General features: G+C 31.6%; 21 protein-coding genes. 4 read left to right on the top strand and 17 right to left on the bottom strand.

Going from position 1 to position 22019, the window contains the following annotated elements; all coding sequences use genetic code 11:
• Entirely contained in the window at positions 1-1062 is a 1062-nt protein-coding gene (locus tag BM053_RS04015; RefSeq protein ID WP_091474283.1) for a quinone-dependent dihydroorotate dehydrogenase, read from the bottom strand.
• A gap of 191 nt (positions 1063-1253) precedes the next feature.
• Between BM053_RS04015 and BM053_RS04010 the strand changes: the two genes are divergently transcribed.
• On the top strand, positions 1254-2438 hold the full coding sequence (locus tag BM053_RS04010; protein ID WP_091474281.1) for a hypothetical protein: 1185 nt from the start codon (positions 1254-1256) through the stop codon (positions 2436-2438).
• A 60-nt stretch (positions 2439-2498) separates the two neighbouring features.
• The gene (locus tag BM053_RS04005; RefSeq protein WP_143076461.1) at positions 2499-3275 is read left to right on the top strand and encodes a hypothetical protein; all 777 of its coding nucleotides are present in this window, start codon (positions 2499-2501) and stop codon (positions 3273-3275) included.
• Between the two features lie 8 nt (positions 3276-3283).
• Here the strand turns inward: BM053_RS04005 and ytxJ are convergent, their stop codons facing one another.
• The 14 genes from ytxJ to BM053_RS03935 form a co-directional block, all read right to left on the bottom strand.
• Positions 3284-3670 (bottom strand): bacillithiol system redox-active protein YtxJ, encoded by a 387-nt coding sequence (gene ytxJ / locus BM053_RS04000; RefSeq protein WP_091474279.1) that lies wholly within the window; start codon positions 3668-3670, stop codon positions 3284-3286.
• A gap of 48 nt (positions 3671-3718) precedes the next feature.
• On the bottom strand, positions 3719-4426 hold the full coding sequence (locus BM053_RS03995; RefSeq protein WP_091474278.1) for a response regulator transcription factor: 708 nt from the start codon (positions 4424-4426) through the stop codon (positions 3719-3721).
• 3 nt (positions 4427-4429) lie between these two features.
• A complete protein-coding gene (locus BM053_RS03990) occupies positions 4430-6013 on the bottom strand; it encodes a sensor histidine kinase (protein WP_091474277.1) in 1584 nt (527 codons plus the stop codon).
• A gap of 68 nt (positions 6014-6081) precedes the next feature.
• A complete protein-coding gene (gene coaE, locus BM053_RS03985) occupies positions 6082-6666 on the bottom strand; it encodes a dephospho-CoA kinase (RefSeq protein ID WP_091474275.1) in 585 nt (194 codons plus the stop codon).
• Between the two features lies 1 nt (position 6667).
• Positions 6668-7666: a glycosyltransferase family 2 protein gene (locus tag BM053_RS03980; protein ID WP_091474273.1), complete on the bottom strand. Its 999-nt coding sequence runs from the start codon at positions 7664-7666 to the stop codon at positions 6668-6670.
• Positions 7667-7755: 89 nt separating this feature from the next.
• Positions 7756-10608, bottom strand: a complete 2853-nt coding sequence (locus BM053_RS03975) for a T9SS type A sorting domain-containing protein (protein WP_167357283.1) — start codon at positions 10606-10608, stop codon at positions 7756-7758.
• A 139-nt stretch (positions 10609-10747) separates the two neighbouring features.
• Positions 10748-11938: an enoyl-ACP reductase FabV gene (fabV, locus tag BM053_RS03970; protein ID WP_091474270.1), complete on the bottom strand. Its 1191-nt coding sequence runs from the start codon at positions 11936-11938 to the stop codon at positions 10748-10750.
• A 55-nt stretch (positions 11939-11993) separates the two neighbouring features.
• Entirely contained in the window at positions 11994-13646 is a 1653-nt protein-coding gene (gene recN, locus BM053_RS03965; protein WP_091474268.1) for a DNA repair protein RecN, read from the bottom strand.
• A 9-nt stretch (positions 13647-13655) separates the two neighbouring features.
• Positions 13656-14543 (bottom strand): type IX secretion system protein PorD, encoded by an 888-nt coding sequence (porD, locus tag BM053_RS03960; RefSeq protein ID WP_091474266.1) that lies wholly within the window; start codon positions 14541-14543, stop codon positions 13656-13658.
• Entirely contained in the window at positions 14536-15744 is a 1209-nt protein-coding gene (coaBC, locus tag BM053_RS03955) for a bifunctional phosphopantothenoylcysteine decarboxylase/phosphopantothenate--cysteine ligase CoaBC (RefSeq protein WP_091474264.1), read from the bottom strand. Before coaBC ends, porD begins: the two co-directional genes overlap by 8 nt.
• Before the next feature lie 7 nt (positions 15745-15751).
• Complete coding sequence (locus tag BM053_RS03950) at positions 15752-16066, bottom strand: DNA-directed RNA polymerase subunit omega (protein WP_091474262.1); 315 nt, start codon at positions 16064-16066, stop codon at positions 15752-15754.
• A 9-nt stretch (positions 16067-16075) separates the two neighbouring features.
• Positions 16076-16870, bottom strand: a complete 795-nt coding sequence (locus BM053_RS03945) for an outer membrane protein assembly factor BamD (protein ID WP_091474260.1) — start codon at positions 16868-16870, stop codon at positions 16076-16078.
• A gap of 100 nt (positions 16871-16970) precedes the next feature.
• Positions 16971-17852, bottom strand: a complete 882-nt coding sequence (gene dapA / locus BM053_RS03940; RefSeq protein ID WP_091474258.1) for a 4-hydroxy-tetrahydrodipicolinate synthase — start codon at positions 17850-17852, stop codon at positions 16971-16973.
• Positions 17853-17856: 4 nt separating this feature from the next.
• Complete coding sequence (locus BM053_RS03935; RefSeq protein ID WP_091474256.1) at positions 17857-18375, bottom strand: DUF6913 domain-containing protein; 519 nt, start codon at positions 18373-18375, stop codon at positions 17857-17859.
• 56 nt (positions 18376-18431) lie between these two features.
• Between BM053_RS03935 and BM053_RS03930 the strand changes: the two genes are divergently transcribed.
• Both BM053_RS03930 and BM053_RS03925 read left to right on the top strand, forming a co-directional pair.
• A complete protein-coding gene (locus tag BM053_RS03930; protein WP_091474254.1) occupies positions 18432-19217 on the top strand; it encodes a 5'-nucleotidase C-terminal domain-containing protein in 786 nt (261 codons plus the stop codon).
• 27 nt (positions 19218-19244) lie between these two features.
• Positions 19245-20162 (top strand): bifunctional metallophosphatase/5'-nucleotidase, encoded by a 918-nt coding sequence (locus tag BM053_RS03925; RefSeq protein ID WP_091474252.1) that lies wholly within the window; start codon positions 19245-19247, stop codon positions 20160-20162.
• Here BM053_RS03925 and BM053_RS03920 read toward each other — a convergent pair.
• Both BM053_RS03920 and BM053_RS03915 read right to left on the bottom strand, forming a co-directional pair.
• Positions 20159-20842, bottom strand: a complete 684-nt coding sequence (locus BM053_RS03920; protein WP_091474250.1) for a lysoplasmalogenase family protein — start codon at positions 20840-20842, stop codon at positions 20159-20161. The two genes, BM053_RS03925 and BM053_RS03920, sit on opposite strands and share 4 nt — an antisense overlap.
• Positions 20843-20844: 2 nt before the next feature.
• Positions 20845-21528, bottom strand: coding sequence for a hypothetical protein (locus BM053_RS03915; RefSeq protein WP_091474248.1), 684 nt, complete (start codon positions 21526-21528; stop codon positions 20845-20847).
• Positions 21529-22019: the final 491 nt, after the last annotated feature.

The raw sequence follows: 22019 nt of genomic DNA, 5'->3' as shown, positions 1-22019 counted from the left end.
TTACAAACTTTTTTTAAGAACTGCTTTATTAATTGCTTTTACTAATGCTGGTCCTTCGTAAATAAAACCTGTATAAAGTTGAATTAGGCTTGCTCCTGCTTCTAGTTTTTCGATGGCATCTTGCACAGAATGTATTCCTCCTACTCCTATTATTGGGAAGGCTTTGTTGCTTTTTTCGGAAAGGAAACGAATCACTTCGGTAGAGCGATTGGTGAGTGGTTTTCCTGATAATCCACCCATTTCTATTTTATTAACCGATTGTAAACCTTCACGAGAAATGGTGGTATTGGTTGCAATTACTCCTGCAATTTTTGTGGTTTTTACAATATCGATAATATCTAATAATTGTTCGTTTGTTAAATCCGGAGCGATTTTTAGTAGAATAGGTTTTGCACTTCGCCCTTCGACTTCGCTCAGGGTGACAAGCTCAGTGTTATATCTTTGAATGTTTTTTGTTTGAAGCGTGTTTAACAATTGTGTTAATGGCTCTTTTTCCTGTAGTTCACGAAGATTTGGTGTGTTAGGCGAACTTACATTTACTACAAAATAATCGACATAATCATATAAAGCATCGAAACATATTTCGTAATCGGAAGTGGCATTTTCGTTTGGCGTGAGTTTGTTTTTACCAATGTTCCCTCCTATTAGTACTCCGCTGTTTTTCTTTAGTCTTTCGACTGCTTCGAGAACGCCGCCGTTATTGAAACCCATTCGGTTGATGATTGCTGAATCTTCTTGCAAACGAAACAATCGTTTTTTAGGATTTCCTTCTTGTCCTTTTGGAGTTAGTGTTCCTATTTCGATAAAACCGAAACCAAAATTGGATAATTCTTTATAAAGCTTGGCATCTTTGTCGAAACCAGCTGCGAGTCCTACTGGATTTTTGAATTTTAGTCCGAAAACTTCTCTTTCTAATCGTTTGTCGTTTACTTCGTACAAGGATTTGAATATTGATGTAAATCCTGGAATTTTAGATACTGTTCTTATTAATGAGAAGGTAAAATAATGCACTTTTTCGGGATCAAACCAGAAAAGTATAGGGCGAATAATGAGTTTGTACATTTGTTGTTGTGTTGTGTTTTGCAAAAATAGAAAATTGGTTTCAGTTTTTACTGTTTGGTTTGCAAAAATATTGGAATGCCCTAGCCCTGATAGTAGTGGAAATCCTTTTTTGAGGTTTTTACCGAAAAAAAGATTGAAACGGATAGCAGGAAATAGCTCCTAAAAAAATATATTTGTAAAAATTAGAAATCATGCGAAAAATTACTTTACTCTTATCGATATTACTTTTAATTTATTCTTGTGGTGTTAAAAAAACGCAGTCTTTACTGAGTGATGGTGATTATGATAACGCCATAAATCGTGCTGTGGAAGCCTTGCGAACTAAAAAAGATGCGAAAGGAAAACAAGATTATGTGTACTTGCTCGAGGAGGCTTTTGCCAAAGCTAAAGATCGTGATTTGCGCAATATAGACATGCTTGCTAAAGATGCTAATCCTGCAAATTTAGAGAAAATATATAACGATTATTTGCAGTTGAATAACCGTCAGGAGCGCATTCGTCCGTTGCTACCATTGCAATTATTGAAAGAAGGAAGAAATGCTTATTTTCCTTTCGATAATTATTCGGACCAAATTATAAACAGCAAAAATGCCTTATCGAAATACTTATACGATAATGCTGTGAAACTTTTGAAATCTAATAACAAAATGGATTTTAGAAAATCTTATGACGATTTGGGTTATTTAGAAAGCATAAATCCTGGTTATAAAGATGTAACAAAATTAATGAATCAGGCACAACAAAAAGGTACTGATTTTGTGAGTGTTTATACCAAAAACGAAACCAATATGGTTATTCCTGTTCGTTTGCAAAGCGATTTGTTAGATTTTAGCACTTTTGGACTAAACGACAAATGGACGGTTTATCATAGCAACAAACAAAAAGGAATCAGTTACGATTACGGATTGATTGTAAATTTCCGTCAAATAAATATTTCGCCAGAGCAAATAAAGGAGAAGGAATTTATTAAGGAAAAACAGATAAAAGATGGTGTAAAAGCATTATTGAATTCGCAAGGAAATGTGGTAAAAGACAGTTTGGGTCATACTATTATGGTTGATAATTTTAAAACTATTCGTGTTGATATTTATGAATTCAGACAGTTTAAATCTTGCCAAGTAACTGCAAAAGTTGATTATATCGATTTTAGAACCAACCAACTTATTGAAGCTTTTCCTATAAGTAGTGAATTTGTTTTCGAAAATATTTATTCGACTTATAACGGTGACAAAAATGCTTGCGATGACAGTTATATGCCTTATTTTAATAAACGTGCCGTTGCTTTTCCTAGTAACGACCAAATGGTTTATGATTCTGGCGAAGACCTGAAAGCTAAATTGAAAGATATTATTGTTAGGAATAGGTTTAGGAGATAAGATTTAATTTACGTTTAATTGTCGAAGCATCGAGTTATAGGCAAGATTAAAACACATATGATGGATAAAAAAACAAGAAATTTAATTAAAGAGTATACTTCCGAAAAAAAGGAAAGTTCGGATAATCTAATACCTCTTTTTGAAAAAGTTTTGGACATTTTTGTTGTTACACATTATTATGATCAAGATGACGACGATAAAGAATATGACACCTTGTTCTGTAATATTCATTCTAATTTTACGCAAGGACACAATTGTGTAGCTTGTAATTTGAATAATAGTAACAGATTGATTCAAAATTTTTTACTTCAATATAAAAGTTTTCACGATTCTCAATTAACTTTCACAAATTTCATACTACTCTTATATTTACAAGTAGAAGTTTGTAACGAGTATTTCAACATAATGTCAATTCCTGAAAATTATAGATTAAAGTATTTTCAAATTTTTCAAGAAGTAAAGCATTGGGCAAATTTTTTAAAACATCCCAAAGGTTTTATGTTGGTTCATCATCCAAATTGGACTTTTGAGGGAAGGATTTCTAAGGATTCCTCAAAATCTAAGCTTAAAAAGTCGAATCCATTTTTAGACTCTGACTTCATGAAAAAATATTACTCTGGTGACAAAAACAATAACGAACTATATAAAACTCTAATACGAAAAGAAGATTTATATGTAGAGTTTCCAAATCCAATTAACTTAATAACCAAATTTACTGAAGCTCAAAAAAAGTTTGCTGAAATTATTTCGAAAAATGAAATTGTGCGAGAAATGCTGAACGACAAAACAACTTTAGAAGAATATTTTTCACAAAGTGAAGACGAAATCATCCTATAACAGAGATTTTACACAAACTTCCCTAAACCATTAGCATCAATACTTTCGTGAGATGCATTGTAAACAGAAACACCATTTTGTATCACGATAAGTTGTGGCGATTGGTGAATAACGCCAAAACTGTTGGCAATTTCGTTCGAAATATTTCGGTGTTCTAACAAATCTAAAAAATAGAGTTCTAGTTTATTTTCTAAATTATATTCGTTTTCAAATTGTTTCAAAACCATTCGGCTTATGCTACAACGTGTGCTGTGCTTGAAAATAGCAACTGTTTTTTCGTGTGATAAATCTTTAATTTCGTTTATCTTACCCAAATCCGAAAGTGGTTTCCAATTTACTTTTGAAACTATTTTATCGGTTTCAGAATGACCAAATATATTTTTAAATAAACTCATTTTATTGTTTTAAAAAAAAGCTCCGATTATTCGAAGCCTTTTCTATTTTTATACTGCGTTTTTTATGGCTAACCTAAATCCTTCTCCGTGAATGTTGATAATCTCAACACCTTCATCTGGTTTCAGGTATTTACGAAGTTTGGCAATATATACGTCCATACTTCTTGAAGTAAAGTAGTTATCATCTCTCCAAATTTTTGTTAATGCTAATTCTCTTGGCATCAAATCGTTTTCGTGAAGTGCTAACATTTTTAGCAATTCGTTTTCTTTTGGTGATAATTTTATGGTTTCTTGACCTGGAAAATCTAAGAAACGTAATTTTGAGTTTAAATCGAATTTTCCGATTTTAAATTCAAATTTCGCAACATCTGTTTTTGTTTCTGAAGCTTTACGCTGAATAATTGCTTTAATTTTCATCAACAAAACTTCCGAATCGAATGGTTTGTTCAAATAATCGTCTGCTCCTACTTTGTATCCTTTTAGCACATCTTCTTTCATAGATTTTGCTGTTAGGAAAACGATAGGCACTTCTTTATTTTTTTCGCGAATTTCTTTGGCTAATGTGTAACCATCTTTGTAGGGCATCATGACATCTAGAATGCACAAATCGAAATTGTCCTTTTTGAATTTTTCGAAACCTTCCATTCCATTTTTTGCAAGTGTTACCTCAAAATCGTTCATAGAAAGGTAATCGCGAAGTATCGAACCAAAGTTTGGATCATCTTCTACTAATAGTATTTTTTTATTTGCTTCCATAGTTTAATAAATTAGGGGTAATTTGATTATAAATGTGCTTCCTTTTCCTTTTTCGCTTTCTACCATTACTTCTCCGTGGTGGTCGTCGACTATTCTTTTTACGTAGGCCAACCCTAATCCGTGACCTTTTACGTTGTGTATATCTCCTGTGTGTTCTCTGTAAAACTTGTCAAATATTTTCTTTTGAGAAGCTTTGTTTATTCCCATTCCTTCGTCTTTTATACTAATAATAATAAAGTTCTTTACATTTTCTGAACTTACTGTTATTACTGGCTTTTCGGGCGAATATTTTATTGCATTTTCTAATATATTGACTAATACATTGGTAAAATGCACATCGTTTAACAACACATTTGTCTGTTTTGCTTTTAGATTTACGCTTATTTTTCCTTCTCTGTCTTCAACTATCAAATTCACGTGTTCTATCGCTTCTTCAATAATATCATTCATATTATATGCCTCTTTTGTAATATCGAGTTCTCGCTTTTCTAATTTAGAAATTTGTAACACGTTTTCTACCTGAGCATGCATTCGTTTGTTTTCGTCCTTAATCATTTGCAGATATCGAAAAACTTTCTCTTTATCATCAATAACCTTGGGATTCTTTATAGCATCTAAAGCTAAATTGATTGTTGCAATAGGTGTTTTGAACTCATGCGTCATATTATTTATAAAATCGGTTTTGATTTGAGAAATATGACGTTGCTTATTCAACTGATTTAATCCTGTATAATAAGCAACAATAATAATGGCTGTAAACAAAAATGCTAACATTGCAATTCCTATTAAATCCGATATTAAGAATTCCTTCTTTTTAGGAAAACTAACCAATAACTGGTATTTACTCACACCATCATTGTCTGTAAAAACTGGAATGTCGTACGTGTTTTTCTTGTCGTACTTAAACTTTTCAGATTTTACTTTTGTTGCTAAACCATTGCTGTAAATACCAAATTCGAACGGTGTTTTTATACCATAACCACTCAATTCATAAGCCAATAAATCATACAATTGCTTGTTAGAAACTCTTTGGGTTATAGATCGTGTTGCGGCAATGTCCTTAAAATATACTCCAAATGTTGCTTTGTCTAGAACGTCCATTCTTCCAGATTTTTCTATCTTTTCGTCTGGAGATAACGTACTATTTAGATTGTTATCATTAATAGTATTTCCGCTATAAACTTCGGTAACGCGTTTAGAAATATAGTTTTTAAGCTTTGTTGAATCTTTATTTTTATCAAAGAACGATGATGGCAGCGAATAATCTTCTGCAATCAAACTATTAGAATAAATAATCGTTTCGTTCGTTACTGCATTTTTTTCAACATAAAAAAACTTGAGTAATTCACTTTGTTGCGGGCTTTTTCCTATACTGTCTTTAAGTTTGTTGTATGTACTTAAAAAAGTGTAGGTTTCCTGCTCTTGTAATTTTTTAGATACATTATCTATAACTTGTTTTACTTGGTATTTAAATTGCTCGTCTTTATTTTTGAAAGACGCATTTATCAAATAACCTTGTACAACAATGATTCCCAACAGGGAAAGTGTCATTAAAAATACTACAATGCGAAACAACGTTTTATTCATTGATACAAATTTAACATTTTAACATTTGAATCCTAAATATATTAACCAAATATTAACAAATGGCACTTTTAATATAGATTTTTTAATTTTTTAAGAATTCCTTGAAATTGAAGTTTGGCTTCATTTAAGTTTTCATTTTCAATAACATAGTCACTTTTTGAGGTTTTCTGACTATCGCTCCACTGATTTTTTATTCTGTCTAAAACAGCTTCTTTGGTAGAATTATCCCTTGACATCACACGTTTTATACGGGTTTCTTCCGAAGCGATAACGGTAATAATTTGATCACAATATTTATAACTTCCACTTTCAAAAAGAATAGCAGCTTCTTTGATGACAAACGGTGAGTTTTGTTTTTTTACCCAATTATCAAAATGTTTTTTCACCAATGGGTGAATGATTTTGTTGAGTTCTTTTAGTTTTTCTGGATGATTGAAAACAATTTCTGATAATTTATTTCTATCAATCTGATGGTTTACAATCACTTCTTGACCGAAATATTCTCCAACTAAACGAATCGTTTCTGGCAAAATCATTATTTTTTTTGCTTCATCATCTGCAATATATACAGGAATTCCTTCGGCTTCAAAAAGTCTAGCAATGGTTGTTTTACCACTTCCAATTCCGCCGGTTAAACCTATAATTTTTGTCATTTTAAATTTTAAAAAATAATTCAGGAAATGCTTCTTGAGGTTTTTCCTTCAGAATATTGATTTTAAAAAAGGATTCTATAAATCCCAATCCGTAACCGAAAAACTGCTTCCAAACTGCTATTATAGAAAGATATCCAACATAAATATTTTTGTTTTGAATAGATGACATTATGAAAATTAGAATCGTATAAGCAAAATATAATTTCAAAATCCAATCGAAAGTAAAAATTAAAGAAACAACTCCAACAATAAAACCAATAACAAATATTGATGGCAAAAAGAAGGTTGCTTTTGCATATTCTGGGTACCAATGGTTAAGAATTGGTCTTGCTTTACCAAATTTATTTACTTGAATATAAAACTTCTCCCAATCGATTCTTCTTTTGTGATATACGAATGCTGACGTGATTAGTTTGGTTTCGAAACCTAACTTCCACAAACGAATACTCAAATCTGGATCTTCACCTGGGTGAATGTTTGAAAATCCTTTAGATGCTTCAAATGCTTTTCTTGAAATTCCCATATTGAAACTTCGTGGCTGAAATTTTTCTATTTTTTCTGAACCACCTCGAATACCTCCAGTTGTAATAACTGATGTCATCGTAAAGTTTATGGCTTTTTGTACGGCTGAAAAACTAGGTAACATAGCATCTGGACCACCGTAACAATCTACATATTTATGAGATAAGCTTTTAGAAACTTCTGTCAAATAATTTTCGGGAATGATACAATCTGAATCTAAAATAATAAAATAATCTGATTTAGATTGGCTCATACCAAAGTTACGAGAATCACCAGGTCCTGAATTATATTTCAGGTAATATGTGATAGCTAATTTACTTTTATATTTATCTACAATATGTTCACAAGGAATGGTCGAACCGTCTTCAACAATAATAATATCGAAAGATTCTTTGTAAGTCTGTTTAGTTAAACTTTCTAAAAGTTCCTCGATTTCTTCTGGACGATTGTAAACTGGAATAATAAACGAAAAATTCATTGATAAAAAATTTTGACAAAGGTACATTTTTTTATAAAAAAAAAGCCATTCGACTAGCGAATGGCTTTTAACATTTTTAAAAACTATTGTTATTGTTTTACAACTTTCAATGTTTTAACCAAACCATCTACAGTAACTTTTACTAAATAAGTCCCGTTTGATAAGTTTGACATATCAATTTTAGATTGAGTAGCATTGATAGATTTTGTCATTACTTCCTGACCTAACAAATTATGTACAGATACATTAGAAATCTCTTGTGTGTAAGATAAATTCAATACATCTTTTACTGGATTAGGATAAGCTGAGAATCCAGTAATATCGAAAGATGCTCTACTTAATGAAGCATCGTAAGCTGAAATACTGAAATTTCCTTGAAGTCCATTCCATCCAAATGCTCTAATCAATAAAGTATCCCCAGGATTTAGCCCTGTTAATGATAATAAAGAATAATCGCCGTTAGCTGAAGGGCTTGAAAAATCATCACAGTCTACTTCTACTAGCGCACCACAAGTACCTGAATAAACAGATGTTACTGCATCTAACAATGCATTTGCTCCTCCTACAGAATCAATATCTGTCTCAATAGTAATATCACCAGATGGTGGCACTACCACACTATACCAAACATCTTTACCAGAAGTCGCAAAACCAGTTGTTCCACAAGAAGGACTTGGTGTTTCTGAACTTAAAGTAGCTCCTGCGTTTGTAGTGTCAATAGCATTATCTGCAAAATCAGCACCAGGAATTAATACTATTGGAGATGAACAAGAATCGTTTGTAGGAGGTGTTGCTGGTGTAGTAAATGAAACTGTAGTCCAAGTACTATAAGTAGGTCCTGCACAAACAGTTCTTACATGAAAATAATACGTTGTAGAAGCAGATAATGGTGTTGCATTATAAGTCTCTCCAGGTAATGTTGTTCCAGATCCTGCAGGATCAGTAGCAGTATTATCTAAAACATATTCGTAATTACCAGTTGTTGCTGTCCATGTAATTGTAGCACTAGAACTTGTTAGTGCAGATACAGCTAAACCACTAGGATTATTACAAGCTGGGATTGGCTCCCAAACTACATCATCAATTAATACACTAGCACCTATAGTTCCTGTATGTCTAAATGCTAAATAGTTTGAATATGATCCTGCTGCTGGAGTAAAAGTATAATCCTCATATACTAATGAAGCTGCATTTACAGAACCTAAAGCAACAAAACTACTGTCATCGTTAGGATCTGTTAAATAACCAATTTCTACATCATCACCAGCGGTAAAATTACCTCTCATTTTGAAGTTCAAACGATGTGTACCCGCACCTAAATTAGAAACTGGTACTGTTTTAACAACTCCTAAACTGCCTGAAAAACCATAAATATACATTGTATTTACACCAGAACTTGGGTTTGTTGTTTGTATATTCGCATTACCACCAGTACCTACTCTACTCCAACAATTTGGGAAGCTAGGAGCAGTAACACTATCAAAATTTTCTATAAATGCCGTAACAGGAGCACAAGCTGTTGTAAACGAAACCGTAGACCAAGTACTGTAAGTAGGTCCTGCACAAACAGATCTTACATGGAAATAATAAGCTGTAGAGGCAGATAATGGTGTTGCATTATAAGTCTCTCCAGGTAATGTTGTTCCAGATCCTGCAGGATCAGTAGCAGTATTATCTAAAACATATTCGTAATTACCAGTTGTTGCTGTCCATGTAATTGTAGCGCTAGAATTCGTTACTGCAGATGCAGCTAAACCAAGTGGATTAATACATGATGGAGATACCTCAAGTTTAAAATCATCAAAATTAATTCCATTAGGAGCAAAAGGACCTGCAGCATGTATTCCAAAAGAGTAATTTCCAGAAACAGTTGGTGTAAAGTAAACTGTAAATAAAGTCCAAGCTGGACCTTGATATCCTGTTTGTGAAGACAACGTTGTTGACATTGCTCCAGATGTTTGAGCAGTTCCAACTCCAAGTGTCACATCGTATCCTACAACTGCATCATTTGTTCTCATATAATAACTAAAAGTATATGAAGTTCCAGCTGTTAGTGTTGCTAATGGTGTAAAAGCCCAACCATCAGTACTCCAAGTTCTTCTTAAAGAGTTTGCTCCACTATTTGCAACTGGACTAGTCGAAATTGACCAATTACTCGTTATATTCTCATATGCCCAACAAGATGGGAATAGATCTGTTCCTGTAGCTAAAGCATCAAAATTTTCAGTCCAAGGTAAAACCGTAATAGCTCCACAAGTTGCAAAAGATGTTTCCGAACATGCTGTTGCTGGACCGTTTCCATTATAAGGGATTACTGTTACATAATAAGTTGTTCCTGCTATTAAGGTAATTAAATCATAGGTTAATACATTTCCAGCATCAAAATTATTTAAAACATTTGTACCTCCTGGCATAGTACCCACATTTAATCTATATCCTGTTGCTCCTCCAGTTGCTGCTGACCAAGATATAACACTAGAAGAAACTCCAGTTGCTCCGTTAGCGGGTGTAGACAATGCAGTGCATGATGGAGGTGTAAGCGCTGTGAAAGTTGCTTCTACATCTATTGTAATAGTAACTGTATCAGACCAAACATCATCATCATGAGATGTTATTGTCAATGTAGTAAATCCTGTAATATTTACATTATCAAAATCTGCAGCACAACCAGTAATAGCAGTACCTCCATCTATAGACAAATCAAATGCATACCAACCTGCTCCAGCAGAATCACAATTACCATTAGTTAAACTTCCTGCGGAATTAGTTAATTTCAGACTTGTTAAAGGATTTGCTCCATAACAATTAATAGAGCTTGCATTAATTGTTAATACTGTTGGATCATCATCTTGCCCTGTTGCAGTAAATGTCTGCGTACAAGTTTGTGCATTTATTTGCCAACTAGTGACCAATAAAAACAGTAATAAAGTAATTTTTTTCATAGTTATATTTTTTGGTTTAAGCATGCAATATATGAAAAATATTAATCATTTGTTAAATTATCAATAGTATTTAAGCATAAAACATAAAAAAAACCATGAAATACATTCATGGTTTTGTAAATATCTATTCTTTATGTAATTATACTATACTTGAAACATTTACCATTTCGTTAGTATCTGCTTTATAATCTACTCCTTCAAATCCGAAGCCAAAAAGATTATGAAAATCATTTCTATATCCTTCTAAATCGCCTATTTCTGGCAATGTTTCGGTAGTAGCTTCTAACCAAAGTTTGGCTACTTTTTCCTGTACATCAGCTCTCATTTCCCAATCATCTATACGGATTCTTCCTTTATCATCGGTAGGAATTGCATTTCCTGTATATAATCTTTGCGCATACAATCTTTGCATTTGCTCGATACAACCTTCGTGGATTCCTTCGGCTTTCATAATTTTATACAATAATGAAATATATAAAGGAATAACTGGAATAGCTGAACTTGCTTGTGTAACCAATGCTTTGTTTACTGAAACATATGCTTTTCCTTCTAAATCCGCCAAACTATCTGTAATAGAAAAAGCAGTCGCTTCTAGATGGTCTTTTGCTTTACCAATGGTTCCTTTGCGATAAACTGCTTCGGTAACTTCTGGTCCTATATATGAGTAAGCAATTGTAGTAGCATTATTAGCTAATAAATTTTCCTTTTTTAAAGCATCAATCCACATAGACCAATCTTCTCCACCCATTACAGTCACGGTGTTTTCGATATCATCTCCTTCGCAAGGTGCTATAGAAATATCCGAAACTTTTCCTGAATGAAAATCGACAGTTTTATTGGTAAACGTTCCTCCAATTGGCTTTAGAACCGAACGATGCAAAACTCCTGTTACTGGATGCAAACGAACTGGTGATGCTAAACTATAAATAATCAAATCTATTTGACCTAAATCTTTTTTGATTAAATCGATAGTTTGTTGCTTTACTTCGTTAGAAAATGCATCTCCATTGATGCTTTTTGCGTACAAACCAGCTTTTTTTGCTTCATTTTCGAAAGCTGCCGAATTGTACCAACCTGGTGAAGCTGTTTTTCCTTCACTTGCTGGTTTTTCGAAGAAAACTCCTATTGTAGAAGCATCGCAGCCAAAAGCACTTGTAATTCTTGAAGCCAAACCAAAACCTGTTGAAGCTCCAATTACAAGAACTCTCTTTGCTCCTTCTATATGTCCTTTAGATTTTACGTAAGCTATTTGATTTTTTATATTTTGCTCACAACCTGTTGGGTGCGCTGTAAGGCAAATAAATCCTCGCATTCTTGGTTCTATAATCATCTTTTATGTTTGTTTATTGATGTATTTATTTGTTAAACAAAATTATTAAAAAAAATTAGTTTAATAATGATTTTGCGTGATTAAGTGCCGAATCTGAAATATCTTTTCCCGATAACATTTCGGCAATTTCTACAACTCTCTCATTTTGAGATAGTAATTTCAGTTCTGAAATGGTACTTTCTCCTTCCGATGATTTGAAAACTTTATAATGTTGGTTTCCTTTTGCAGCAATTTGTGGTAAATGTGTAATGGCAAAAACTTGCATCTTGTTACTCATTTCTTTCATGATATCACCCATTTTATGAGCAATTTCTCCAGAAACTCCTGTATCTATTTCATCAAAAATAATGGTTGGTAATTTCGAATAATTGGCTAAAATTGCTTTGACAGCCAACATAATTCTTGACATTTCTCCGCCAGATGCTACTTTTTTCAGCAAACCAAAATCGGTTCCTTTATTTGCCGAAAACAACAATTGCACTTCATCTTTTCCTGAAGGCAAATAGTTTTGTGTTTGATTTATTTCGAACTGAAATCTAGCATTTGGCATTCCTAACTGCGTCAGAATTTCAGTGATTTGAGTTACTAAAACTGGAACTGCTTTGCTTCTATTTTGATGAATTTCGGAAGCTATTTTATCTAAAACCAATACACTTTCGTTTAGTTGATTTTCTAATTTTTGAATTTGATTCTCTAAATCACTAACCAAAACCAATTTACTGTCTAAATCATTTTGAATGATTAACAATTCAGCAATCGATTCTACTTGATGTTTTTTTTGTAAAGAATATATTGTTTGCAGTTTTTGATTTACCAAATCTAATTTTTCGGGATCATTAACTAATTTTTCTGCTTGCCCAGAAAGCTCGATAGAGATATCTTCAAATTCGATTAATGTACTTGAAACTCTTTCAAACAAATCCTTAAATTCTGATGATAAGCCTGAAATTTTTTGCAACGAAATTTTAACTTCTTTCAAGTTTTGTATAATTCCTATTTGCTCTTCATTGGCCACAGCCAAAGATTTATCTAGTGATTCTTTGATAAACTCGACATTATTCAACTTCTCAAAAATACTTTCTAATTCTTCTTGCTCGTCTGATTTTAAATTTGCCGAAAGCAACTCTTCTAACAAAAATGAATTATAATCCTGCTCTTTTGACAATGCTTCTTTTTCAGCATGTATTTTTTTTAATTCGATTTTTACCGATTTATATTTGGCTAAATTTTGCTTGTAATCTACAAGTAAATTTTGATGGTTTGCAATCGCATCAAGAATCTCGATTTGATAAGCTTCATTAGACAATTCTTGCGTTTGATGTTGCGAATGAATATCTAACAAATATTCGCTCAAATCCTGTAATTCGGTAAGATTTACTGGGCTGTCATTTACAAAAGCTCTAGATTTCCCTGAAGGCAAAATCTCACGACGAATGATGGTTGTGTCTTCGTAATCTAAATCATTTGTGGCAAAAAAATCTTGTAAATTGTATTTTGAAATTTGAAATTGTGCTTCGATAACACATTTTTGTTCTTTGTCTTTTAAGGAAGTTAAATCGGCTCGTTTGCCTAAAACTAATCCTAAAGCACCTAATAGTATCGATTTTCCTGCACCAGTTTCACCTGTAATAATAGAAAATTGGTTAGAAAAATTCATTTCCAACTGTTCTATCAAGGCGAAATTTTTTATAGATAATGAAGATAACATAATGAGGAATTAATAACTAATTTTTCCCCATTTGCTGGAATTTGTAGGAGATAATTTATTGAGTGCGTTAATAACTTCAGTGACATCAACTTTTGGTCCATCGGTATAAATGCTAAGTATTTCATCAGCTTTAGCATCAAAAAATACTCTAGTCAGATAAGCGTTTGGTCTTGTTTCCGCTATTTGGGATAATGTTTTTAAAGCAATTTTTATATTTTCTTTAGCTTCTTTTGGGTTATCGGCCATTTTGTCTAAAGCTTTCAAATGGTATTCGTACATCGTTTTTCTAAAAGCTACAAAAGCAGGCGAAAGCATATCATTTATAAGAAAATATCTGTTTTGATTTTTGTCCGATTGGCTCCAACCTTTTATTTGACTTTGTTGTGCGACATTGGCAATATTTAAAGCATTTTCTAAAGATTTAGAACCTCCTTCGAGTGCAAACGTATCTGCATCGACACCTATAATTAAATTGGAATAAAATGCCATTATAGAAAGTAAGTTAGAATCGAATGAGTTTTGATCGAAAGCTAAATTCTGAAATTCTGTATAACCAAAATTAATATCCTTGTCGTTTATATTTAAAATAGGTGACATATAAGTCGAATTATAAACAGGTCTTGAAGCCTGAACTTGCAAAGTTCCTGTAAACTGATCGGCATCATATGTTGTGATTGTAAAGAAAAAAGAACATTCTATTTTTTCGGCTCCTTTATAAGTTTGGTCAGACCATTTTCTATTATTTACAAACTCTGTAAGCGATTTTTTGAGTGTTTTAAATACTTGTTGGTTTGTTGCCGTAACTTGATCTGTATTGAAAGTTACAGAACAATTGAGTTCTTGGGCTTGTGCAAACCCAAAAAATGACAGAAATAAAAAAACAAATATTTTACGCATAATGTGAGACAATTTTATTTACAATATCAATAGCTACTGCTTCTTTCGATTTTAATTCTTGCGGTTCTATCTTAAATTTTTTGTCTATAAATGTAACTTTATTTGTTGGTTTTCCAAAACCAGCACCCAAATCATTTAAAGAATTAAGAACTATCAAATCTAGGTTTTTTTTCTGAATTTTCAGCTTTGCATTTTCAATTTCATTCTCAGTTTCTAGAGCAAAACCAATCAGAAATTGTTTTTTTTTGATTTGACCCAATGACAACAAAATATCTTTTGTCTTTTCTAATTCTATAGTAAACGTAGCTTCGTTCTTTTTTATTTTCTGTGGGGCTACATTTTTTGGACGATAATCGGCCACTGCTGCTGCTGCAATCATCACGTCATAATCGTTAAAATATTTATGACAAGTATTATACATTTCTTCGGCAGAAGTTACTCGAACTAAATTAATTAAAGAATTATTTACTTGAAAATGTGTTGGTCCAGAAACTAAAGTAACTTGAGCTCCCAAATTTGCAGCTGCAATGGCAATATCGAAACCCATTTTTCCTGAAGAATGATTTCCTATAAATCGAACAGGATCTATGGCTTCATAAGTTGGTCCAGCTGTAACAAGGATTTTTTTACCTTTTAATGGTAATTTATTTTCGATGTCTTTTTCTAAAAATGCAATGATATTTTCTGGTTCTGCCATGCGGCCTTCTCCGGAAAGTCCACTGGCTAATTCGCCACTTTCGGCAGGAATAATGGTGTTTCCAAATTTGGAGAAAGCTTCAAAATTTGTTTTTGTAGATGGGTGTTTGTACATATCTAAATCCATTGCTGGCGCGATATATACAGGACATTTTGCCGAAAGATAGGTAGCAATAAGTAAATTATCGCAATTACCTGAAACCATCTTAGACATTGTGTTTGCTGTTGCTGGCGCAATAACAATATAGTCTGCCCAAAGTGCTAAATCGACATGATTGTTCCAAACTGCATCTTGATCATCTTCATTAAAAAAAGAAGAATGAACAGGATTTTTAGACAGTGTAGACAGTGTGAGTGGTGTTACAAAATCCTTAGAAGCAGGAGTCATTATCACTTGGACATGCGCTCCTGCTTTTATGAATAATCTAACTAACGACGCTGATTTGTAAGCGGCAATTCCACCAGAAACTCCTAGTATTATTTTCTTACCGCTTAAAACAGACATAGTTGTTTTATTTTGTTGATTTGTAGTAAATTTTATCTTCTAACCATTCTTCAACTGCCAATGCGTGTGCTTTTGGCAATTTTTCGTAAAATTTAGAAACTTCGATTTGCTCTTTGTTTTCGAAAACTTCTTCTAAACTGTCGTTATAAGTAGCAAATTCTTCTAATTTTTCGATTAGTTCTTTTTTAATTTCAGCATTAATCTGATTTGCTCTTTTAGCCATTATGGTAATCGCTTCATAAACATTCCCAGTTGGTTCTTCAATTACTGTTTTGTTGTAAGTAACTGTGTTTACTGGAGCTGTAGTCTTTTTTAAATCCATGACTTTTTTTTATTTAGAAAATTGTTGTAAATCTTTATCTATCCTAACCAACATTTCGTCAGCTGTTTTTTTGAATTCTGTATTTGCATTAAAATTTAGCAAAGCTTCTTGTGCTGCTTTTGCAACATTTAATCTTTCTTGCATTTTAGATGGCACACTGTTTATCGCTAATTGGTAACTTGCATTTAACTTATAAAATAAGGCTTGTTCTTTGTATGGTGTTCCTGGATAATCTGCAATAAAGTTATCTAAAGCTTTAATTGCAGGTTTAAAATCTGAAATTGTATTGTATTGTTTTGCAATTTCAAAAGCTTTTTTCTCTAATTTTTCTCTCAAATCTTTTACGATTACGTTTGCATCGGCTAGGTACTGAGAATTTGGATATTTATTAATAAAATCTTGTAATTTATTAATTGCTTTATCTGTATCCGTTTGGTCCAATGTATAAACTGGCGACAATTCAGAATATGATTTTGCTCCTAAAAAAGCTGCTTCTTCTGCTCTTTTACTTTTTGGATATAATGCTGCAAAACTTTCAAACTGATATCCTGACAAATAATATTGTTCTGTTTGATAATAAGACTGAGAAAACATATAAAATATATCTTCAGCTTCTGGTTTTCCTTTTAATACTGGAGAGATTTGTTCGAAAAGACGAATGGCTTTTTCATACTTGCCTTTTTCGTACATTTTCGTAGCGGCAGCACTTTTTACAGCCACATCTTCAGATTTAATTGCTTTTTGGTATTCGCTACAAGACGAAAACAAAGCAATTATTAGGAATGTGTATAGTATTTTCTTCATATTTATTTTAAAACTATCGATTTTATTGAGTTTTTGAGTTCAAAAAACCGAACTGCAAATTTAGTTATTAATTCTTATATACAAAACTTTATTTTCGTTGTTATTTTGATAGCTGTTTTGTGAACAAATCTAATCTGTTTGCTAGATTTTCGTTGACACTAACTAACGGCAAACGAACTGTATTTTCTGAAAGACCTAATGATTTAAAAATTTCTTTTACACCACCTGGATTTCCTTGCTCAAAAATCATGTCGATACTGTCCATTAATTTGTAATGTAAAGTATAAGCTTCATCTACTTTTCTTTGCAAACCAAGACGCACCATTTCTGAAAATTCTTTTGGATAACCCTCTCCTATTACCGATATCACTCCTGATCCACCTGCTAAAACCATAGGAAGTGTAATCATATCATCGCCAGAAATAACTAAGAAGTCTTTTGGTTTTCCTTGTATTAGCTTCATGGCTTGTACAATGTCTCCTGCAGCTTCTTTTATTCCTATTAGGTTTTTGAAATCTTTTGCTAGTCGTAAAACTGTTTCTGGCAACACATTACTTGCCGTTCTTCCTGGAACATTATACATGATTACTGGAATTGGCGAAGCTTCGGCAATCATTTTGAAATGCTGATAAATACCTTCTTGAGTTGGTTTATTATAATACGGAGAAACTGAAAGTACTGCTGAAAATTTAGAAAAATCTCTTGTTTTTAATTCTTCAACAACTTTCATAGTATTATTTCCTCCAACACCTAAAACCAGAGGTAACCTTCCGTTATTAGCTTCTACAATTGTTGCAATTACGAGTTCTTTTTCGTCTTGAGATAGTGTTGCTGGTTCTCCAGTTGTACCTAAAACTACAAGATATTCGACACCACCATCAATAACATGATTTACGATGCGTCTTAAAGCTTCTACATCAACAGAAAAATCTTTTTTAAATGGCGTTACAAGGGCAACTCCTGTTCCAATAAATGCTTGCATGGTTTTATATTTTGTTTAAAATTTTTAAATATCTAAATAGTTCGTGAACAAAAACTTTATAATTTTCGGCATTGGTATTAATCATTAAATGATTTAATCTTTTGTCGACAGTAGAAAATCCTACTTTAAATAAAGCTTTCGAATGGTTTGTGATAAGTAATAACGGTGCTTTTTCAGTATCATAGTAACTTATTAGCATATCGAAAGTTTCGTTTATAAAATCTGTAACGAAAATTTGCGTTAAATCTCCTTTCCAACTCATATCTTTATTACTAAATGTAGGCTGAGAAAAGGTTTCGTTTTTTTTTATTTTATCTCTAAAAACAATCGTTTTTATATTACTTTCTTTAATTCCGCAAGTGATTAATTCTTTTACAAGCTGCTCTTTATCAGTAAAATAACTCTCATCAACTACTAATCCTACAGTTTGTATTGGTGTTGTTAACGAACTCGGCTTTACGTTATGAAGACTTCTTTTTAATATTTTTTTAAGTGAAATTTCTTTTATATACTTTATAAACATATTATATTTACGTTTTAATCTTAAAAACAAATTTAATCAAATAAGATTTAATTGTCATGGTAAATGTAAAAAAGAGTGCCCTTGTTTTAAAACATTTTGTTTTAATTTTAACGTTAATTGTATTTGGAAGTAATTGTTCGGCACAATTAGTTATATCAAAAATAGAAGCTAAGCAGATAAACATAAATGAGAAATCATATTCCCTAGCGGAATACAATGCCTATATTTCTCCTTATAGAACGCACATTGACAACGAGTTGAATACTATTTTAGCAGTTTGCCCAGAAACTTTAGACAAAAGCAAAGGACAATGGCAAAGTAATATTGGTGATTTTCTTGCTGATGCTACGCTCGAAAAAACAAGTCCTTTTTTTAAAAAACGTGAAAACTTAGATATTGATATTTGTATTTTGAATCATGGTGGAATTAGAGCTATTCTTCCGCAAGGCGATGTAACTACAAGAACTGCTTTTGAAATTATGCCGTTCGAAAACACCACGGTCGTTGTTGCCTTAATAGGCGAACAAATTGCGGAATTTGTAGATTATTTTATCAAAGAGAAAAAACCACACCCAATTTCTGGTATAACCTTTACTATTAATACTGAGAATAAAGCGGCAGATATTATGGTTGGCCAAAAACCATTAGACCTCACGAAAACTTATTATGTTGTTACTTCCGATTATCTTTCGAATGGTGGAGATAATATGAACTTTTTTAAGAAAAACACAAAAACATACGATTTAGAGTATAAACTTAGAAATATATTGATTGACTATTTTAAAGATGTGGATACCATTCCTATTACTAAAAAAATAAAAGTTACTCAAATCAAACAATAACATTACAATCTGATTAATAAAAAGACCATGAAAAGAAGAGATTTTATTCAGAAAACTGCAGCAAGTGCAACATTACTAACACTTGGAGGACTATCATTGAGTAGTTTTACCACAAATAATGTTAAAAAAATTACTGTTTTACACACAAACGACACTCATAGTCACATAGATCCTTTTCCTGCTAACGACCCTAAAAACCCAAATATGGGTGGTGTGGCTCGTCGTGCAGCAATTGTTGAACAAATTAGACGAGAAGAAGAAAATGTATTGTTGCTAGATGCTGGAGATATTTTTCAAGGAACACCTTATTTTAATTATTATGGTGGTGAATTGGAGTTTAAGCTAATGAGTATGATGAAATACGATTTAGCAACTATAGGAAATCACGATTTCGATAACGGAGTAGATGGTTTACTAGCTCAAATGCCACATGCAGAATTCGATTTTGTTTCGGCAAACTATGATTTCAAAAATACAGTTCTTGACACTTTTATAAAACCTTATAAAATCTTCAAAAAAGCTGGTCTAAAGATTGGTGTTTTCGGGCTTGGAGTCGAATTACAAGGTCTTGTTGATGTAAAACTGTATAAAGAAACCAAATACAATAATCCGATTGAAGTTGCCCAGGATATGTCACGTATTCTAAAAGAAGATGAAAAATGTGACATTGTAATTTGCTTGTCGCATTTGGGTTTTAACTACAAAAATGATTTAGAAAAAGCTTCAGATATTAATCTGGCCAGAAAAACTAAAAATATCGATTTGATTATTGGTGGACACACGCATACTTTTTTAGACAAGCCTGTTATCGAAAAAAATATTGAAGGGAAAGAAGTTTTAATAAACCAAGTAGGTTGTTATGGAATAAACTTAGGTAGAATTGATTTTTATTTAGATAGTGAAAAAAATGTTGCCGCCGCTGGTGGAAAGAAAATTATTATCTAATTCTTCTCCGATAAAATCATAAACTTATAAAGCGAAAATTGTGCTATAGAATAAAATATCATAGCAATAGGCTGAAAAATAAACATATTTATATAATACAATTTTAGTGTTATTATAAACTGAATTAAGGTGAATAATATAGAACTTATGAGTAGCCAAAAATTCATTTTATTATTATATATAATATAATTTGCTAGCGAAAAACCGCCTAAAAAACTCATAAGTAGTACTTGCATTATATAAATATAGAATCCATCTCTTATCATATCAATCGTAAGACTGGTAACATATAAGAAAACAATTGCAAACGGTATAATTCCCAGAAAAACTGGCAAATAATTTTTTACTTTTACAATTTTTATCACGAGATAAATTATTAATATTCTGTAAAACATAAAAAAAAGTGAGCCTAATAATATCGAACTAAAATCTTTTGCTATAAAAAATATGTTCGCCGTGAATCCAAAAATCAAAGCAAGAATAAAATAAATATTTCTCTTTGCTGATGATTTCCAATATATAACAATTAGAATTGGACAGATTAAGGGTTTTAGAAGATAAATAAAACTTGGAAAAGAGAAAAACTCAGCTATAACTTCTGCCAAAGTAACAACGAAAAATAGCAAAATGAGAACATTTACTTCGTTTGTACTTTTAATATTAATGACTTTATTTTTCATTTTTATAATACTTCTTCAATCTCAGAATTGCAAGTTATATATTTTACCATATAATAATAGGATGCAAACTGAACTGTTATATTTAAAACTATAAAAATTTCTAAGTTTAAATAAAAATTATATACTGCATAAAAAACATCGGTAGTAATAAAACAAATACACATAATTAAAGCATAAAATGTCTTATTGCTTTCCTGGTTTAAATGATTGAACCCAATGATTGAAGCCAAAACACATAATACAATTCCATAAATAATATATAAGTTATTAGAAAAATCATCTAATCCTGACATCAACCCCAATACAACATACAAGATTATAAAACATCCTATTACGATTAATGCAAAATAAAAAAACTTTATATTAGATAGGTATTTTAACGAAATGTCTTTGATTGCAAAATATATAAATATCAAATAACAGAACATATTTAATAATGCAATTGGAATATTACCGTTTGGTAAATCGAATAAAACCAGCATGTCTGAGGTAAAACTACTAACCAAAATGATTAGAAAAAGCCAATTTGTTTTGCTTTTTTTTACTTGAATATAGTAATACAAAATTGCAGGTACAATCATGGGTTTCATCAAAAGTGTTATAAGATCATTTTCTATAACTATTCCAATAACTGCAAAAATACTTGCAAATAAGTACAAAAAAAGTGATGGTTTATTTGTTTTCATTCCTCAACAAAAAATAATTTACTAAAAAGTAAAAAGATATAATATTACACAAAACACTTATATATCTAAAAAAAATAAAATCATAATAGTAGTAGTAAATGACATAAAACAAATCGCAAATTATAAAACAAAATGTTGCCATCATTAGAGACACAACTTCTTTGCTGTTTTTAAAAGCATATAAAACTGTATTTAAAAAACCTAGAATTAACAATATCGAACCATAAACGATAATATATAGATACAAAACTGATGTTGAATCGAATACTAAAAATAAGCATACATAAAGCAATGATGACAAGAAAAATAACATTAAAATTATATATGTTAAACTGACATTATCTAGTGATTTCAAATTTATTTCGAATAAACTTCTAATTACAAAACCCAGAAGAATACAGTAAACTACCAAATTTACTAGGATTACATATTGTAGGGTAAGCTCGTCTTCAAAAAGATTAAAAATACCACTTACAAAAAGCAACAGTAAA

This window comes from Flavobacterium swingsii, assembly GCF_900111965.1.
GTDB lineage: Bacteria > Bacteroidota > Bacteroidia > Flavobacteriales > Flavobacteriaceae > Flavobacterium > Flavobacterium swingsii.
Note: the sequence above shows the minus strand (reverse complement) of the source record. Positions and strands in the feature narration are given on the sequence as shown.

What these genes read in the sequence shown, in the direction of transcription:
- BM053_RS03930 (WP_091474254.1), top strand. Translation starts at nt 18,432, where the DNA reads ATGGTAAATGTAAAAAAGAGTGCCCTTGTTTTAAAACATTTTGTTTTA.
- BM053_RS03935 (WP_091474256.1), bottom strand. Translation starts at nt 18,375, where the DNA reads ATGTTTATAAAGTATATAAAAGAAATTTCACTTAAAAAAATATTAAAA.
- coaE (WP_091474275.1), bottom strand. Translation starts at nt 6,666, where the DNA reads ATGACAAAAATTATAGGTTTAACCGGCGGAATTGGAAGTGGTAAAACA.
- BM053_RS03980 (WP_091474273.1), bottom strand. Translation starts at nt 7,666, where the DNA reads ATGAATTTTTCGTTTATTATTCCAGTTTACAATCGTCCAGAAGAAATC.
- BM053_RS03925 (WP_091474252.1), top strand. Translation starts at nt 19,245, where the DNA reads ATGAAAAGAAGAGATTTTATTCAGAAAACTGCAGCAAGTGCAACATTA.
- BM053_RS03920 (WP_091474250.1), bottom strand. Translation starts at nt 20,842, where the DNA reads ATGAAAAATAAAGTCATTAATATTAAAAGTACAAACGAAGTAAATGTT.
- BM053_RS03945 (WP_091474260.1), bottom strand. Translation starts at nt 16,870, where the DNA reads ATGAAGAAAATACTATACACATTCCTAATAATTGCTTTGTTTTCGTCT.
- BM053_RS04015 (WP_091474283.1), bottom strand. Translation starts at nt 1,062, where the DNA reads ATGTACAAACTCATTATTCGCCCTATACTTTTCTGGTTTGATCCCGAA.
- BM053_RS04005 (WP_143076461.1), top strand. Translation starts at nt 2,499, where the DNA reads ATGGATAAAAAAACAAGAAATTTAATTAAAGAGTATACTTCCGAAAAA.
- porD (WP_091474266.1), bottom strand. Translation starts at nt 14,543, where the DNA reads ATGCGTAAAATATTTGTTTTTTTATTTCTGTCATTTTTTGGGTTTGCA.
- dapA (WP_091474258.1), bottom strand. Translation starts at nt 17,852, where the DNA reads ATGCAAGCATTTATTGGAACAGGAGTTGCCCTTGTAACGCCATTTAAA.
- coaBC (WP_091474264.1), bottom strand. Translation starts at nt 15,744, where the DNA reads ATGTCTGTTTTAAGCGGTAAGAAAATAATACTAGGAGTTTCTGGTGGA.
- ytxJ (WP_091474279.1), bottom strand. Translation starts at nt 3,670, where the DNA reads ATGAGTTTATTTAAAAATATATTTGGTCATTCTGAAACCGATAAAATA.
- fabV (WP_091474270.1), bottom strand. Translation starts at nt 11,938, where the DNA reads ATGATTATAGAACCAAGAATGCGAGGATTTATTTGCCTTACAGCGCAC.
- BM053_RS03990 (WP_091474277.1), bottom strand. Translation starts at nt 6,013, where the DNA reads ATGAATAAAACGTTGTTTCGCATTGTAGTATTTTTAATGACACTTTCC.
- BM053_RS03915 (WP_091474248.1), bottom strand. Translation starts at nt 21,528, where the DNA reads ATGAAAACAAATAAACCATCACTTTTTTTGTACTTATTTGCAAGTATT.
- recN (WP_091474268.1), bottom strand. Translation starts at nt 13,646, where the DNA reads ATGTTATCTTCATTATCTATAAAAAATTTCGCCTTGATAGAACAGTTG.
- BM053_RS03950 (WP_091474262.1), bottom strand. Translation starts at nt 16,066, where the DNA reads ATGGATTTAAAAAAGACTACAGCTCCAGTAAACACAGTTACTTACAAC.
- BM053_RS04010 (WP_091474281.1), top strand. Translation starts at nt 1,254, where the DNA reads ATGCGAAAAATTACTTTACTCTTATCGATATTACTTTTAATTTATTCT.
- BM053_RS03975 (WP_167357283.1), bottom strand. Translation starts at nt 10,608, where the DNA reads ATGAAAAAAATTACTTTATTACTGTTTTTATTGGTCACTAGTTGGCAA.
- BM053_RS03995 (WP_091474278.1), bottom strand. Translation starts at nt 4,426, where the DNA reads ATGGAAGCAAATAAAAAAATACTATTAGTAGAAGATGATCCAAACTTT.